Consider the following 14,540-nt stretch of genomic DNA (forward strand, 5'->3'; position numbering starts at 1 on the left):
AGCGTGGCGCTGACCGATGGCGGAGTGGCCGCCGGCCTTCCTCTCATTCTCGGATGCCCCTTCCCGCCGCACTTGTCGCGGAGCGCGCCGAAGATGTCCTCGCGCGAACGATGCGCCCGCTGGCAGGTGCGCGGCGAGCAGGCCTCTCGCGATCGGTTCGAGTCCCCGTCGCCGGTCGCGGGGTGCGCCATCGCCGCGCCGGGTCCCACCAGGCCGGCCCTCGCACCTGCGGCGCTCCCCCACGCATGCGGATCTGCCAACCTGAGGTGTCCAACGTGCGGTGATGGTGCCAGCAGAGCGCCACCCCGTTGTCGGTGTGGGTGGGACCCCCACGGGCGTACTCCGTGACGTGGTGGATCTCGCACCAGGCGGCCGGGACGTGGCACCCGGGAATGAGGCATTCGCGGTCCCGCACGCAGATCGCGCGGCGCTGCGCCGGGGTGAAGATCCGGTCGCTCGACCCGAGCCCGACGATCCTTCCGCCGGCCCCGTAGACGACCCGCTGGATCGAACCGCCGCACGCCGTGTGCGCGGCGACGCGGGTCGAGACAGGCGTGTCGACCCCGTCGACCCGCGCCCAGCCCCGCCCCGTGGCGTAATCCTCGGCACCGACCGTGACCACGAGAGTCGGGGCAGCACCGCCCAGCCGCGGCATCTCGTCGTGTCGGGCCGCGATGCCCAGGGCCGCCGCGAGTGCATCGTGCTGCTTCTGTGCCCGCGTGCGCGCGTCGATCATCCCGCCAGGGTCCCCGGACGGAAGCACATCGTCATCCGGCGACACCGGGGCATGCGGACTCCCGGCGTCGGAATCCTCGAGCTCCGCGGACGGTACGAAGTGGACACCGGGAAGCGGCGGACCGTCGACCCTCGGGTTCAGATACGCGTCCCAGATCCGCTGCAGCTGCCCCGCGACCTCCGGCAACAGCGCGCCGCGGACCGGGATGACGCCGTCCTTGGCGCGCCCCAACACCACACCCCGCGCTCGCAACGCGATGTCCTCAGCCGGCTCCGCCCCGTCCGGGTCCAGGTACTGCACGATCAGCTGAGCTTGCACCCGCAGATCCTCGGGCGTCGGTGCCGGACCGGGCTCGTTCTCGGCACCGTCGTCGCTCTCCGCGCCACGAGCGACTCCCGCCAGGTACGCGTCCGCCTCCCACCGGTCGGCGACGCGCACGCGCGGACCGGCCTGCTCGATCGGCCCCGTCGCAGCCAGCAACCCGGTCACGCCGATCGCCCCGTCGAGGAGGGCCTCGCGCAGCGCCGGCCACCGCGCCGGCAGCCACTCTCCGGAGGAGAGGTCGACATCGCGTCGCACCAAGCGCGCGCCCTTCACAAGGCGCGCGGCACCCGCCGCGTCGGTGCGGAGCACACGCTGCAGCAACTCGTTCATCGAGCGGCAGCCGTACCGTCCGCAGAACGCCGGCTCCCCCGACCTGTCAGGACGCTGATCGACGCTCGCCACCGCCTCGACGACCACGGCCTCCGCGCGTCGCTGGATCTCGCCCACGACCCGCAGCAGGTCCATCATCTCTCCTGCATCGAGAGCGCCCATGGCGCCGGACTGGAGCACGGCGTCGAGAGCGACGACCGTGTCGTCGAGAACCGCTGCCGGGGTGCTTTCCATACGACGATTCAATAGAGGGCCACCGACATTTCGAGGCACGATTACCCCTGTTCAGGGCGATATTCCAGTACGCTCGAGACACTCCTCCTTCACACCAAGAGACCCGCGATCAGCCCTCCACACCACCCCAGCATCCGCACCGAAAACCTCCGCCGCACCCCGGTCGCAGGAGAACCCTCACACCAGGTCGGAGTCCTCGAAGATCAGGATCGTCCGTGTGGAGCGGATCGACGGGATCGCCTGGATGTCCTCCAGCACGATGCGACGGAGGTCGCGGGCGTCGTTGGCCCGCACGAGCAGCAGCACGTCGAAGTCGCCTCCGACCAGAGCCATGTGCTCGATCTCGGGGATCGCCCTGAGCCGCGCGCTCACCTCCTGCCACGTGGCCTGCTCGATCGCGAGCGTCACATAGGCGCTCGCGTGGTGTCCGAGCAGTACGGGGTCGGTGCGCACCGTGTACCCCGTGATCACCCCGGCGTCGGTGAGTCGCTTGATCCGCGCGTGCGCTCCGGCGCGGGAGATGTGCACCGCCTCGGCGATCGCGGTCATCGACGCGCGAGCATCCCGCCGCAGCTCAGCGAGGATCGCGCGATCCGTGTCATCGAGCGCCGCCATGGCACCCCTCTCTCCTCCGGGAAATACTGACACTTCGGAGGCCATTCTGACACGGCGAGCGCAATCGTCCATGATTGCGCAGCGGTTCTTGGATGACTGTCGCATGCGCGGCATGCTGTCCTCATCGAGTTCGGCAAGGAAGGCGGACGGATGCACCCCCATGACCTGCTCCCGCGAGACACCGCGGTACGACTGATCGACGAGGACGGGACCACCCTCCCCGACGAGGCATACGCGCTCCCCGCCGCCGACGTCCTGCTCGCCGCTTACCGCGGGCTCGTCGAAGGCAGACGCATCAACGACCAGGCGGGCGCGCTCGTCCGCCAGGGCCGCCTCGCGGTCTACCCCTCGTCACATGGTCAGGAGGCATGCCAGGTGGCAGCGGCGATGGTGCTCGGTGACACCGACTGGCTCTTCCCCACGTACCGCGACTCGGTCGCGGTGATCGCCCGCGGCATCGCTCCCGCTGAGGCGATGGTGCTCCTCAAGGGCGACTGGCACTCGGGCTACGACGTGCGCGCGCACCGCGTCGCCCCACAGGCCACCCCGCTCGCGACCCAGCTCCTGCACGCGGTCGGCTTCGCGCAGGCGGCGAAGCACCGCGGTGAGGACACCGTCGTGCTCGCGCTCTGCGGCGACGGTGCCACGAGCGAGGGCGACTTCCACGAGGCGATGAACTTCGCCGCCGTGTTCCATGTCCCGGTCGTGTTCTTCGTGCAGAACAACGAGTTCGCCATCTCGGTGCCCCTCTCCCGGCAGACCGCTGCCCCCTCCCTGGCACACAAGGCGGTCGGCTACGGCATGCCGGGGCAGCGCGTCGACGGCAACGACGTGGCCGCGGTCCTCGCGGTGCTCACGGAAGCCGTCGACCGCGCCCGCGCCGGCGGCGGCCCCTCCCTGGTCGAGGCGCACACCTATCGCATGCAGGCGCACACCAACGCCGACGACGACACCCGCTACCGCGAGCGCGAGGAAGTGCAGGCCTGGCTCGCCCGCGACCCGCTCCTGCGCCTGCGCGCGCATCTCACTGCGACAGGGGCGCTCGACGCCGCCGCCGAGGAGCGCTTCGCCTCGGGTGCCGAGGAGATCGCGGCGGCGATGAGGGCAGCGCTGAACACCGACGCAGACCTCGATCCCGAAGACCTGTTCCGCTTCGTGACCGCGACCCGCTCCCCGCAGCTCGGCGAGCAGTGGCACCTGCTGCGCGACGAGATCGAACGCTCGCGTCTTGCCGACGCCGAGCACGCCACGACCGGAGGCCACCGATGACGATCGCACAGGACGACACGCGCATCGAGAGCGGAGCCACCACGACGACCACGATGACCATGGCCGCCGCCTTGAACAGGGCGCTGGCCGACGCCATCGAGTCGGATCCGGATGTGGTGGTCTTCGGCGAAGACGTGGGAGCCCTCGGTGGCGTCTTCCGCATCACGGATGGACTCACCGCACGTTTCGGTGAGGACCGCTGCTTCGACACCCCGCTCGCGGAGTCCGGGATCGTCGGCACCGCGGTGGGGATGGCGATGAACGGGCTGCACCCCGTGATCGAGATGCAGTTCGACGCCTTCGCCCTCCCCGCGTTCGAACAGGTCGTGAGCCATGTCGCCAAGCTCGGCAACCGCACGCGCGGTGGCATGCGCATGCCCCTGGTGATCCGCATCCCGTTCGGGGGCGGCATCGGGGGCGTCGAGCACCACTGCGACTCGTCCGAGGCCTACTACGCCCACACCCCCGGCCTCACGGTCGTCAGCCCGGCCACTCCGCAGGACGCGTACTCCCTGCTGCGTGAGGCCATCGCCTCGCCCGACCCGGTGATCTTCCTCGAGCCCAAGAAGCTGTACTGGAGCAAGGGCGAGGTCGACACCTCGGTCACCGCGGAGCTCGGTTCGGCGCGTATCGCCCGCGACGGCACGGATGTGACGCTCCTCGCGTACGGCTCGTCCGTGCCGCTCGCACTGGAGGTCGCCGAGGTGGCCGCTGCGGAGGGGCGGAGCGTGCAGGTCGTCGACGTCCGCTCCCTCTCGCCGTTCGACGACGCCACCGTGACGGCCGCCGTGAAGTCGACAGGCCGTGCCGTGGTCATCGCGGAGGCGCCGGGCTACGTGAGCGTCGCCTCCGAGATCCAGGCACGCGTGTTCGAGCGCTGCTTCGAATACCTGTCGGCGCCCGTGCGACGGGTGACCGGATTCGACACGCCCTACGCACCTCCGAAGCTCGAGCACTGGTACCTGCCGGACGTCGACCGCGTGCTCGATGCGATCGACACCCTGCACTGGGAGGACGAATCATGAGCACTCCGGTGAAGCCGCAGACGGGCACGCGGGTGTTCCGACTGCCCGACCTCGGCGAGGGGCTGACCGAGGCCGGACTCGTGCAGTGGCTCGTCGCGGTCGGCGACACCATCGTGACGGACCAGCCGATCGCCGAGGTCGAGACCGCGAAGAGCATCGTGGAGCTGCCGTCGCCGTTCGCCGGAGTCATCACGGCTCTGCACCGCACCGCCGGGGACACGATCGACGTCGGCGCCCCCGTGCTCGAGGTGGCGGACTCCCCGTCCTCCGCGGCGACTCCCGCTCCGCCCACCCAGCCCGAGCACGAGGCGTACCGCGAGGAGGAACGCGCGGGCTCAGGGAACGTCCTCATCGGCTACGGCACCACCGCTCGTGCGACCAAGGGGCGGCGGCGCCCCCCGGTCGCATCGACGACGATTCACCCCGCATCGACGACGATCCACTCCGCATCGGGGACGCTTGCGGGCACTTCGCCCGCTGGATCGTCCGAGCGGCGCCCCGTCGCCGTCCGCTCCCCGCTCGTGCGTCGTCTCGCGCGAGACCTCGGTCTCGACGTCCACTCGATCACAGCGACCGGCGCCGATGGTGCCATCACCCGCGCCGACGTGCTGCGTGCCGCGGTCGACGCAGTGGCCGACGGCGCCTCCGCACACGACAGCGGCCGGACGACGCCAGGAACGGGCGTGGGCCCCGAAGCAGGCGAGACGGTCGACGGTCTCGAGGTGCGCGCGCGCGAGCGGATGTCGCCGCTGCGCAAGGCTGTCAGCGCGAAGCTCTCCCGCAGCCGGTCCGAGATCCCCGAGGCCACGGTCTGGGTGGATGTCGACGCCACCGAGCTGTGGGATCTGCGTGCGCGGATGGCTCCGGAGGGAGGCAAGGCGCCGTCGGTGACCGCACTGCTCGCCCGCTTCGTCCTGCTCGCCCTCGAGGAGTACCCCGTGCTGGCCTCGCGCCTCAGCGAGAACGGGGACGAGATCCTCTCCTTCGACGGAGTGAACCTCGGCATCGCCGCCGACACCGAACGAGGGCTCCTGGTCCCGGTCGTCCCCCGCGCCCATGCCCTCTCCGTGACCCAGCTCGACTCGGCGCTGCGCGAACTCACCACCACGGCCCGCTCCGGCGCGATGCCACCGGAGCGGCTGCGGGGATCGACCTTCACGCTCAACAATTACGGAGGCCTGGGCGTGGACGGCTCAGCCGCGATCATCAACCACCCCGACGTGGCCATCCTCGGGATCGGCCGGATCATCGAGCGCCCGTGGGTCGTGGACGGAGCGATCGTCGCCCGCCGCATCGTGCAGATCTCGCTGGTGTTCGACCATCGGGTATGCGACGGAGGCTACGCCGCGGGCTTCCTGCGCCGGGTGACCGAACTCATCGAGCATCCGTTGCGGGCATTCGGGAGGGTGTAGGCGCTGCGCGCTCGGTTGAGCCGCGGCTCCGGGTCAGCCGAACACGAGCGGACGCTTCGTGGCGTCCTCCACCGTGATGCCGATGATCGTGGCGCCCGGCTCCTCGACATCGCGATCGGCATGGAACCGCAGCAATCGACCATCGCGCGACGCCATGTCGTACCAATGCTCCTCGGAGGAGACGACCGAGACCGTCGTGCCCTGCGGGTACGCCGCGACCGCGTCCGCGACCGGAGCCCCCACGCGAAGTCCGTCGATCGCCGGGAGGTCCGCGCCGACCTGAGTCGTCCCGGAGACGGAGCGGGCGTCGCCGACGGTGACGGATGCGACGGCGGCGCCGCCTTCGGTCGCCTGGACGAGCATCGAGCTCGTGCCCGCGTCGTTCACGAGCTTCGAGGGGTCGCCCGGGAAGGGCGGGGGGATCACCTGCGCCGCTCGCGCCGCAGAGATCGCCTCGTCCACGGGGTCTCCGAGACGGACCGGCCCGACACCGCCGGCCGTGATCATCCAGTCACCCCAGGGGGCCGAGGCATTCTCAGCAGGTTCCGGTTGCTCCGTCGGGGGGTTCGCGGTGAGCTTGTCCATCAACGCGGCGCGAGCTTGTTCCGCTCGCTCCTGGAGCTTCTCCGCGACGGCTTCGGCATCCGGCCGGGCCTCTCCGTCGAGCGACTGCGATACCTGCACGAGAACGTTCCCGACCGTGGCGTAGGCGCTGAACGTCGACCATCCCCCCTCGATCTCCGGCAGCGTCAACGTGCCGGCCAGTGCGCGCACGTTGTCCGAGGCCGCGGGAGTGACAGATTCGAACGAGGCAGGGCCGTTGTAGTCGAAGCTCGCGCACTGTGCCGCCGCGTCGACGAGCTGGTCCAGTCGCGCCTGTGCATGCGCTTCATCGGCGAACTGGAGAGCAAGCATGTGCCCGAAGCGATAGTCCGAGTCGGCCGTCGTCGTCCACGACACGTTGCGCGACCCGACGCTCCACAACGATTGCTCGGCGAACAGCGCGCCGCAGACCTCCGGGACGATCGCCGGGCCGCCGCCATCGGAGATCTGCTCGAGAACGGAGGACGGAGGACGGATGTCGGTCGAGCCGGGGAGGAGCGAGCCGATCTCGTCGGCGGTGAACAGGAATCCTTCCAGTTCCTCACCGACGAAGATCGCGGGCCCCGTATAGGGCTCCGGTGGCGACGTCGTCTCCGGAGCAGCGGTCGGCTCGGGATCGGCCCCCGGCGCGCAGCCGGAGAGCACGAGAAGTGCGGCGACCGCTATTCCTCCGACGTGGATGCGAGCGATTCCAGAACGCGCCATGCGAACCCTCCGATGTGTCATACAGCGCCGATCCGGCGCCCCCTGCGTTGATCGTAGGGTTCCCGGACTCGATGGCGCGAGAAGGGCGACCGTGTCGAGATCAGACCGAGACCGATCGCATGCCCTCGAACGCATACGTTCCACGCGACCCCGATGCGGTACGCTCGGCAATTACTGACCGATCATTCGGTTATGAAAGTCGCCGAGCGCCGTACAGCGCTCTCCCCCGGAATCGCAGAACAATGGAGTTCTCATGACGTCAGCAGTCTCCGACCGCACCCCATCCACACGGATGCCCGCCGAAGAACGGCGCGTACTCGCCGGCACCCTCGTGGGCACGTCGATCGAGTGGTACGACTTCTTCATCTACGCGCAAGCAGCGGGACTGGTGCTCGCGCCCCTCTTCCTGGCTCCGATCGCACAGGAGAACCCCGGCTTCGCCCAGGTGCTCTCGTTCGCGACAATCGGCATCTCCTTCCTCTTCCGCCCGCTCGGCGCGATCGTCGCGGGCCACCTCGGCGACAAGCTCGGTCGCAAGAAGATGCTCGTGCTCACACTCGTCATGATGGGCCTGTCCACGTCGTTGATAGGCCTCCTTCCGACGTATGCCGCGATCGGCGTGGCCGCGCCCATCCTGCTGATCCTGCTCCGCATCGTGCAGGGATTCTCCGCGGGTGGCGAATGGGGCGGAGCCGCCCTGATGGCCGTCGAGCACGCGCCGAACAGCCGCAGAGGACTCTTCGGGGCGTTCCCGCAGATCGGCGTCCCCGTCGGCATGATCCTTGCCACTTCCACCCTGTGGGTGCTCACCAGTTCGATGTCGCCGGAGGCCTTCCTCGAGTGGGGCTGGCGCATCCCCTTCCTGCTCTCGATCGTGCTCATCGCGGTCGGCTACGTGATCCGACGCGCGGTCGATGAGAGCCCGGTGTTCGAGGACCTGCGGCGCCGCCGCAAGGAGGCATCCGCTCCCCTGCGCCGGCTCTTCCGTCAGAACACCAAGCAGGTCGTCCTCACCGCGATCATCTTCATCGCGAACAACGCGGCGGGGTACCTGCTCATCGCGTTCTTCGCGACCTACGCCGTCACCACCCTCGGCATGGACCGACCCCCGGTGCTGCTGGCGACCACCCTCGCCTCGTTCGGGTGGCTCATCTTCACCCTGTGGGGCGGACACCTCTCCGACCGGCTCGGCCGCATCCGCACGTTCCAGATCGGCTACGTGGCGCTCGCACTCTGGGCGGTGCCGATGTGGTTCCTCATCGACACCGCGAACATCCTCTGGTACTTCGTGGCACTGTTCGTGATGACGTTCGCGCTCGGACTCTCTTACGGCCCGCAGGCAGCCCTGTACGCGGAGATGTTCCCCGCGAACGTGCGCTATTCGGGCGTCTCCATCGGCTACGCCCTCGGTGCGATCCTCGGCGGAGCGTTCGCGCCGATGATCGCGGAGGCGCTGATGAACCAGTTCCACGCGGCCTGGACGATCGGCGTGTACATCGCGGTGGCATCCGTGATCTCGCTGATCGGCGTCTCGCTCGTCAAGGAGACGAAGGGCGTGGACCTGCTCAGCTGAAGCCGCCCCGATCGCGGCGCCGGCCACACCTGTGACATAATTACCGGACGATCGGTCAGTAATTCGGGCCGATCGTCCGGACAACGGGCAACCCGTCGAGACAACGCAGTCAGGAGTTCCGCATGACCGAGGCCTACCTCGTCGGAGGCGTACGCACCCCGGTCGGTCGCTACGGCGGAGCCCTGGCTTCCGTCCGTCCCGACGACCTCGCAGCGATCGTCGTCCGCGAGGCGGCGCGACGCGCAGGCGTCGACCCCCTCCAGGCGGAGATCGACGAGGTCATCCTCGGCGCCGCGAACCAGGCGGGCGAGGACAACCGCAATGTCGCCAGGATGGCGGTCCTGCTCGCCGGCCTTCCCGACAGCGTCCCCGGCATCACTGTCAATCGACTGTGTGCCTCCGGCATGTCCGCCGTCACGATGGCCGCTCAGGCGATCCGAGCCGGCGACGCCGACCTCATCATCGCCGGCGGCGTCGAATCGATGACCCGCGCACCCTGGGTGCAGGCCAAGCCCGAGAAGGCATGGGCGAAGCCCGGCGCCGCGTTCGACACCTCGATCGGCTGGCGATTCCCGAACCCGCGGCTCCTGGCCCGCGAGAAGGCGACGTACACGATGCCGGAGACCGCGGAGGAGGTCGCGCGCGTCGACGGCATCGGACGCGAAGAGGCGGACGCGTTCGCCCTGCGCTCGCAGCAACGGGCCGCCGCGGCGATCGCAGACGGACGGTTCGAGGCGGAGATCGTCGGAGTCCCCGTCGGCTCGGGTGAGGTGCTCGTGGACGAGGGCCCTCGACCGGAGACGACGCTTGAAGGCCTCGCCCGACTGCGGCCCGTCGTCGCGGGCGGTCAGGTCGTCACCGCCGGAAACTCCAGCGCGCTCAACGACGGTGCCTCCGCGATCATGGTCGCGAGCGCGGAGGCGGTCGAGCGGCACGGGCTGACACCGCGGGCGCGGATCGTCGTCGGCACCAGCGCAGGACTCGCGCCCGAGATCATGGGCCTCGGACCGGTGCCCGCCACGGAGAAGGCGCTGCAGCGCGCCGGGCTCTCCATCGACGACATCGGCTCCGTCGAGCTCAACGAAGCGTTCGCCACCCAGTCCATCGCCTGCCTCCGACGCCTCGGGCTGGACGAATCCCGCGTGAACGCCGACGGCGGAGCGATCGCGCTCGGTCACCCGCTCGGCTCGTCCGGCTCCCGCCTTCTGGTCACGCTCCTCGGACGCATGGAGCGCGAGGGCTCCCGCTACGGACTCGCCACCATGTGCGTCGGCGTCGGCCAGGGCGCTGCTCTGATCGTGGAGAAGGTGTGATGCCGCGGTCTCCCCTCGGCGATACGCAGGCGCACGACGAACCCCTCCTCGTCGAAAGGCGTCACGACCGCGTGGTCGCCACCCTCAATCGGCCGCACAAGCGCAACGCGATCGACCAGGCCACGATCGACGCGCTGCACGCGCTGTGCACCGAGCTGGAGACCGTGCCGCTCCCGCTGATCCTCACCGGCGCCGGCGGGGTCTTCGCGGCGGGTGCCGACATCGCCGAACTGCGCGAACGGCGTGCCGCCGACGCGCTGCGCGGGATCAACGCTCACGCGTTCGTCCGACTCGCCGAACTGCCGATGCCCGTCATCGCGGCGATCGACGGCTACGCGCTCGGCGGTGGAGCCGAGCTCGCCTACGCGGCGGACATCCGCATCGGGACGCCGACGCTCGCGATCGGCAACCCGGAGACCGGGCTGGGCATCCTCGCAGCGGCCGGCGCGAGCTGGCGTCTCAAGGAGATCGTCGGCGACGCCAGGGCGATCGAGCTGCTGCTCACGGGTCGCACGGTGAAGGCAGAGGAGGCGCTGCGCATCGGGCTGGTCTCGGCGATCCACGAGACGACGGACCTGCTGCCGACCGCCCACGCCATCGTCGACCGCATCGCCCGCAACGACCCCGCAGCGACCATCGCGACCAAGCGGGTGTTCCGGGCACCCCGCGACCACCACCCCGCCGCCGACCTGGAAGCCCAGGCCGAGCTCTTCGAGAGTCCGGAGAAGTTCCGACGGATGACCGACTTCCTCGAACGGAGAGACCGATGACCGAGAGCACGTTCATCGCGCCCGAACAGGTGGGGGTGCTCGGCGGCGGACGTATGGGCGCGGGCATCGCGCACGCCTTCCTGCTCGCCGGCTCCCGGGTCGGCATCGTCGAACGCGACGCCGACGCGGCGGAGGCGGCCACGGCACGCGTGCTCGAGTCCATCGACGCCTCGGTCGCACGCGGCACGGCCCTCGACTCCCCCGAGGCCTATCGGGCGCGCCTGACCACGGGCACGGATGCCGCCCTGTTCGCGCAGTGCACGCTCGTCGTCGAAGCCGTTCCGGAGGACCTCGCCCTCAAGGTCGACGCGCTCCGTCGGGTCGAGGCGCAGATCGCACCGGACGCCGCCATCGCCTCGAACACCTCCTCCATCTCGATCGATGAGCTGGCCGCGGTGCTCGATCGCCCCTCGCGGCTGCTGGGCATGCACTTCTTCAACCCGGTGCCCGCCTCCACCCTCGTCGAGATCGTCCATGGTGCGAGCACCGCTCCTGCGCTCGTCGATGCCGCCCGCGGCTGGGTGGCCGCCATCGGCAAGACACCGATCGTCGTGGCCGATGCCCCCGGATTCGCGTCGTCCCGCCTCGGTGTCGCGATCGGGCTCGAGGCGATCCGCATGCTGGAGGAAGGTGTGGCCTCCGCCGAGGACATCGACGCCGCGATGACGCTCGGATACAAGCACCCGGTCGGTCCGCTGCGGCTCACCGACATCGTGGGCCTCGACGTGCGCCTGGGCATCGCCGAGTACCTCTCCGCACAGCTGGGTGAGCGCTTCGAACCTCCGGCCCTGCTGCGACGCCTGGTCGCCGAAGGCCACCTCGGCCGCAAGAGCGGACGCGGCTTCTACGAATGGGACGCCTCAGGAAGGGAACAGAAATGATCGAGATCCTCCCCAGCTACGTCGAGGGAGCGTGGTGGACGCCGTCGTCCGACGCCGAGGCCACGGATGTCCGTGACGCCTCAACGGGAGAGGTCGTCGCCCGCGTCTCGACCGACGGGCTCGATCTGGGGCCCGTGCTCGACCACGCCCGCACCGTGGGACAGGCGTCGCTGGGAGAGCTCACCTTCCATCAGCGCGCCGTGGTGCTCAAGCAGCTCGCCCTCGCCCTCACCGAGCGCAAGGCCGAGCTGTACGAGCTGTCCAGCCGCACCGGTGCCACAGCGCAGGACTCCTGGGTCGACATCGACGGCGGGATCGGCGTGCTGTTCGCGTACTCCAGCAAGGGCCGGCGCGAGCTGCCCAACGCGAAAGTGTACGTCGACGGGGGTGTCGAGAACCTCTCCAAGGACGGCTCGTTCCTCGGCCGCCACATCTACACGCGACTCCGCGGCGTCGCCGTGCAGATCAACGCCTTCAACTTCCCGGTCTGGGGGTCTCTCGAGAAGTTCGCACCCGCGTTCCTCGCGGGCGTCCCCACCGTCGTGAAGCCGGCCACCCCCACCGGATACCTCGCCGAGGCCATGGTGCGCGTGATGGTGGAATCGGGGCTCCTCCCCGACGGGTCGCTGCAGCTGGTCTCCGGCAGCGTGCCGGGTCTCTTCGACGAACTGCGGCTGGGCGATCTGGTCGCCTTCACCGGCTCCGCGTCGACCGCCGAGAGCCTGCGTGCCCACGATGCCGTGCAGACGGGAGGGGTGCGCTTCACGAGCGAGACCGACTCGATCAACGCGTCGGTCCTCGGAACGGATGCCGTCTCGGGCACGCCGGAGTTCGATGCGTACGTCAAGCAGCTGGTCGCCGAGATGACCACGAAGGCCGGGCAGAAGTGCACCGCGATCCGCCGGGCGATCGTGCCGGCGGAAGCTGTCGACGACGTGATCGCCGCGGTCCGCGAGCGGCTGTCGTCGCGCGTGATCCTCGGCGACCCGCGCGCCGAAGGGGTGACCATGGGCCCGCTCGCCTCCACCGCGCAGCGTGAGGAGGTGCTGCGTCAGGTCGACCGCCTGCAGGCCGGCGGCGGCGAACTGGTGATCGGCACGACCGACGCGCCGATCGTCCGCCATGCCGACGGCACCGAAGGAGCAGCCCCCGACGGCGCCTTCGTGGCGCCGATGCTGCTGCGCTTCCCCGATCCCACGAGCCCCGCCGTGAACGAGATCGAGGCGTTCGGACCCGTGTCGAGCATCGTCGGCTATCGCACCCTCGACGAGGCGAGCAGCCTCGTGGCTCGCGGCGGCGGCTCGCTCGTGACGAGCGTGGCGACGCACGACCCCGAGGTAGCCGTCGCCCTCGCCACCGGCATGGCCGCCTGCAACGGGCGCGTCCTCTTCCTCGACCGGGACGACGCCCGCACCTCGACGGGGCACGGCTCTCCACTCCCGAACCTCGTGCACGGTGGCCCGGGCCGCGCGGGCGGAGGTGAGGAGCTCGGCGGCATCCGGGCGGTGCTGCACCACATGCAGCGCACCGCGGTGCAGGGTTCCCCGGAGATGATGACCGCGCTCACGGGAGTCTGGCACCAGGGCGCGAGCTCGCGCCCGTACGAGCGGGGCGACGGCGTGCACCCGTTCCGAAAGTCGCTGGCCGAACTGCACGTCGGCGATCAGGTGGCCAGTGGCTCGCGCACGGTGACCCTCGACGACATCGAGACGTTCGCGGCGTTCACCGGCGACACGTTCTACGCGCACATGGACGAGGACGCTGCCTCCGCGAACCCGTTCTTCCCCGGACGCGTGGCGCACGGATACCTGCTGGTGTCGTGGGCTGCGGGACTGTTCGTCGACCCGGCTCCCGGCCCCGTGCTGGCGAACTCCGGGCTGGAGAACCTGCGATTCGTCACGCCCGTCTCCCCCGGCGACGACATCAGGGTCGAGCTGACCGCGAAGCAGATCACCCCAAGGGAGACCGACGAGTACGGGGAGGTGCGGTGGGATGCGGTGCTGAAGAACCAGCACGATGACATCGTGGCCACGTACGACGTGCTCACCCTGGTGGCGAAGGAGCGTGCGGCGGCGTGACGCTGAGCGCGGGAGCCCCGGTCAGACGACCGCGGCTCCCGCGCCATCGTCCGTGCGCAAGCCGTCCAGGGCGACGGCCACCACGTCGTCTGCGAGACGGTCGGCGCCCTCGCGCCCGCCGGGCCGATACCACTCGACGATCGAGTTGATCATCCCGAACACCAGACGCGCCACCACACTCGCGTCGATGTCGGCCCGCAGCTCCCCCTCGCGCTGCGCCTCAGACACGAGAGCGGTGATCCGACGGTCGAACGCCCGGCGACGGATGAGAGCCCTGCGCTCCACCTCGGTGTTGCCCCGCACCCGCAGCAGCAGCGTCACGGCCGGCAGCTGCTCCACGAGCACCCGGACGGCGCCGCGCAGCACCTGCTCGAGCCGGTCGACCGCGCTCGATGCCCCCTGAGCGGCAGCCGAGTCGGGAATCGGGCCGTCCACCACGGCTTCCAAGCCGCTCAGCGCCGCGTCCAGAGCGAGGTCGAGGATCTCGTCCTTCGAGCCGAAGTGATGGTAGATCGCCGACTTCGACAGACCGAGGCGCTCGGCGAGCATCCCGATCGACGTGGCGTCGTACCCGTACTCGTTGAACGCGGCGACGGCGACGGCGAGGATCCCCTGCTGGTCGTACCCCGGTCGGCCTCGTCGCGTGCTCTGCATCTCGGACATCACCCCACA

General features: G+C 70.0%; 12 protein-coding genes. 8 read left to right on the forward strand and 4 right to left on the reverse strand.

Features of this window, described 5'->3' with window-relative positions; translation table 11 throughout:
• Window positions 1–43: 43 nt before the first annotated feature.
• Both HDC31_RS11735 and HDC31_RS11740 read right to left on the reverse strand, forming a co-directional pair.
• Window positions 44–1,624 carry an HNH endonuclease signature motif containing protein gene (locus HDC31_RS11735; RefSeq protein WP_179516129.1) on the reverse strand — a complete coding sequence of 527 codons (1,581 nt, stop codon included), beginning with the start codon at window positions 1,622–1,624 and terminating at the stop codon, window positions 44–46.
• A 177-nt stretch (window positions 1,625–1,801) separates the two neighbouring features.
• Window positions 1,802–2,239, reverse strand: coding sequence for an Lrp/AsnC family transcriptional regulator (locus HDC31_RS11740; protein ID WP_113680614.1), 438 nt, complete (start codon window positions 2,237–2,239; stop codon window positions 1,802–1,804).
• Between the two features lie 150 nt (window positions 2,240–2,389).
• Here HDC31_RS11740 and HDC31_RS11745 point away from each other — a divergent pair, with 150 nt between their 5' ends.
• The 3 genes from HDC31_RS11745 to HDC31_RS11755 are packed head-to-tail and all read left to right on the forward strand — an operon-like array spanning window position 2,390 to window position 5,945.
• Complete coding sequence (locus HDC31_RS11745; RefSeq protein WP_179516130.1) at window positions 2,390–3,508, forward strand: thiamine pyrophosphate-dependent enzyme; 1,119 nt, start codon at window positions 2,390–2,392, stop codon at window positions 3,506–3,508.
• Entirely contained in the window at window positions 3,505–4,533 is a 1,029-nt protein-coding gene (locus HDC31_RS11750) for an alpha-ketoacid dehydrogenase subunit beta (RefSeq protein WP_113680613.1), read from the forward strand. Before HDC31_RS11745 ends, HDC31_RS11750 begins: the two co-directional genes overlap by 4 nt.
• Window positions 4,530–5,945 carry a dihydrolipoamide acetyltransferase family protein gene (locus HDC31_RS11755; protein ID WP_179516131.1) on the forward strand — a complete coding sequence of 472 codons (1,416 nt, stop codon included), beginning with the start codon at window positions 4,530–4,532 and terminating at the stop codon, window positions 5,943–5,945. Before HDC31_RS11750 ends, HDC31_RS11755 begins: the two co-directional genes overlap by 4 nt.
• A 33-nt stretch (window positions 5,946–5,978) precedes the next feature.
• On the opposite strand, the gene HDC31_RS11760 is transcribed toward HDC31_RS11755, so the two are convergent.
• Window positions 5,979–7,253, reverse strand: a complete 1,275-nt coding sequence (locus HDC31_RS11760) for a sensor domain-containing protein (RefSeq protein WP_179516132.1) — start codon at window positions 7,251–7,253, stop codon at window positions 5,979–5,981.
• A gap of 253 nt (window positions 7,254–7,506) precedes the next feature.
• Here HDC31_RS11760 and HDC31_RS11765 point away from each other — a divergent pair, with 253 nt between their 5' ends.
• The 5 genes from HDC31_RS11765 (at window position 7,507) to paaZ (ending at window position 13,868) form a co-directional block, all read left to right on the forward strand.
• Complete coding sequence (locus HDC31_RS11765) at window positions 7,507–8,826, forward strand: MFS transporter (RefSeq protein ID WP_046748874.1); 1,320 nt, start codon at window positions 7,507–7,509, stop codon at window positions 8,824–8,826.
• A 122-nt stretch (window positions 8,827–8,948) separates the two neighbouring features.
• Entirely contained in the window at window positions 8,949–10,139 is a 1,191-nt protein-coding gene (locus HDC31_RS11770) for an acetyl-CoA C-acyltransferase (RefSeq protein ID WP_179516133.1), read from the forward strand.
• Window positions 10,139–10,909, forward strand: a complete 771-nt coding sequence (locus tag HDC31_RS11775; protein ID WP_058632477.1) for an enoyl-CoA hydratase/isomerase family protein — start codon at window positions 10,139–10,141, stop codon at window positions 10,907–10,909. The genes HDC31_RS11770 and HDC31_RS11775 overlap by 1 nt, the downstream gene beginning before the upstream one ends.
• Window positions 10,906–11,790: a 3-hydroxyacyl-CoA dehydrogenase family protein gene (locus tag HDC31_RS11780; protein WP_058632478.1), complete on the forward strand. Its 885-nt coding sequence runs from the start codon at window positions 10,906–10,908 to the stop codon at window positions 11,788–11,790. The genes HDC31_RS11775 and HDC31_RS11780 overlap by 4 nt, the downstream gene beginning before the upstream one ends.
• The gene (paaZ, locus tag HDC31_RS11785; RefSeq protein ID WP_113681226.1) at window positions 11,787–13,868 is read left to right on the forward strand and encodes a phenylacetic acid degradation bifunctional protein PaaZ; all 2,082 of its coding nucleotides are present in this window, start codon (window positions 11,787–11,789) and stop codon (window positions 13,866–13,868) included. The genes HDC31_RS11780 and paaZ overlap by 4 nt, the downstream gene beginning before the upstream one ends.
• A 21-nt stretch (window positions 13,869–13,889) precedes the next feature.
• Here the strand turns inward: paaZ and HDC31_RS11790 are convergent, their stop codons facing one another.
• Complete coding sequence (locus tag HDC31_RS11790; RefSeq protein WP_113681227.1) at window positions 13,890–14,531, reverse strand: TetR/AcrR family transcriptional regulator; 642 nt, start codon at window positions 14,529–14,531, stop codon at window positions 13,890–13,892.
• Window positions 14,532–14,540: the final 9 nt, after the last annotated feature.

It is taken from the genome of Microbacterium sp. JAI119, from assembly GCF_013410135.1.
GTDB classification, from domain to species: Bacteria; Actinomycetota; Actinomycetes; order Actinomycetales; family Microbacteriaceae; genus Microbacterium; species Microbacterium oxydans.

Bases quoted from the DNA above. Each gene is read 5' to 3' on its own strand.
- HDC31_RS11755 (WP_179516131.1), top strand. From the start codon at position 4,530: ATGAGCACTCCGGTGAAGCCGCAGACGGGCACGCGGGTGTTCCGACTG.
- HDC31_RS11750 (WP_113680613.1), top strand. From the start codon at position 3,505: ATGACGATCGCACAGGACGACACGCGCATCGAGAGCGGAGCCACCACG.
- HDC31_RS11790 (WP_113681227.1), bottom strand. From the start codon at position 14,531: ATGTCCGAGATGCAGAGCACGCGACGAGGCCGACCGGGGTACGACCAG.
- HDC31_RS11735 (WP_179516129.1), bottom strand. From the start codon at position 1,624: ATGGAAAGCACCCCGGCAGCGGTTCTCGACGACACGGTCGTCGCTCTC.
- HDC31_RS11765 (WP_046748874.1), top strand. From the start codon at position 7,507: ATGACGTCAGCAGTCTCCGACCGCACCCCATCCACACGGATGCCCGCC.
- HDC31_RS11780 (WP_058632478.1), top strand. From the start codon at position 10,906: ATGACCGAGAGCACGTTCATCGCGCCCGAACAGGTGGGGGTGCTCGGC.
- HDC31_RS11770 (WP_179516133.1), top strand. From the start codon at position 8,949: ATGACCGAGGCCTACCTCGTCGGAGGCGTACGCACCCCGGTCGGTCGC.
- paaZ (WP_113681226.1), top strand. From the start codon at position 11,787: ATGATCGAGATCCTCCCCAGCTACGTCGAGGGAGCGTGGTGGACGCCG.
- HDC31_RS11745 (WP_179516130.1), top strand. From the start codon at position 2,390: ATGCACCCCCATGACCTGCTCCCGCGAGACACCGCGGTACGACTGATC.
- HDC31_RS11760 (WP_179516132.1), bottom strand. From the start codon at position 7,253: ATGGCGCGTTCTGGAATCGCTCGCATCCACGTCGGAGGAATAGCGGTC.
- HDC31_RS11740 (WP_113680614.1), bottom strand. From the start codon at position 2,239: ATGGCGGCGCTCGATGACACGGATCGCGCGATCCTCGCTGAGCTGCGG.
- HDC31_RS11775 (WP_058632477.1), top strand. From the start codon at position 10,139: ATGCCGCGGTCTCCCCTCGGCGATACGCAGGCGCACGACGAACCCCTC.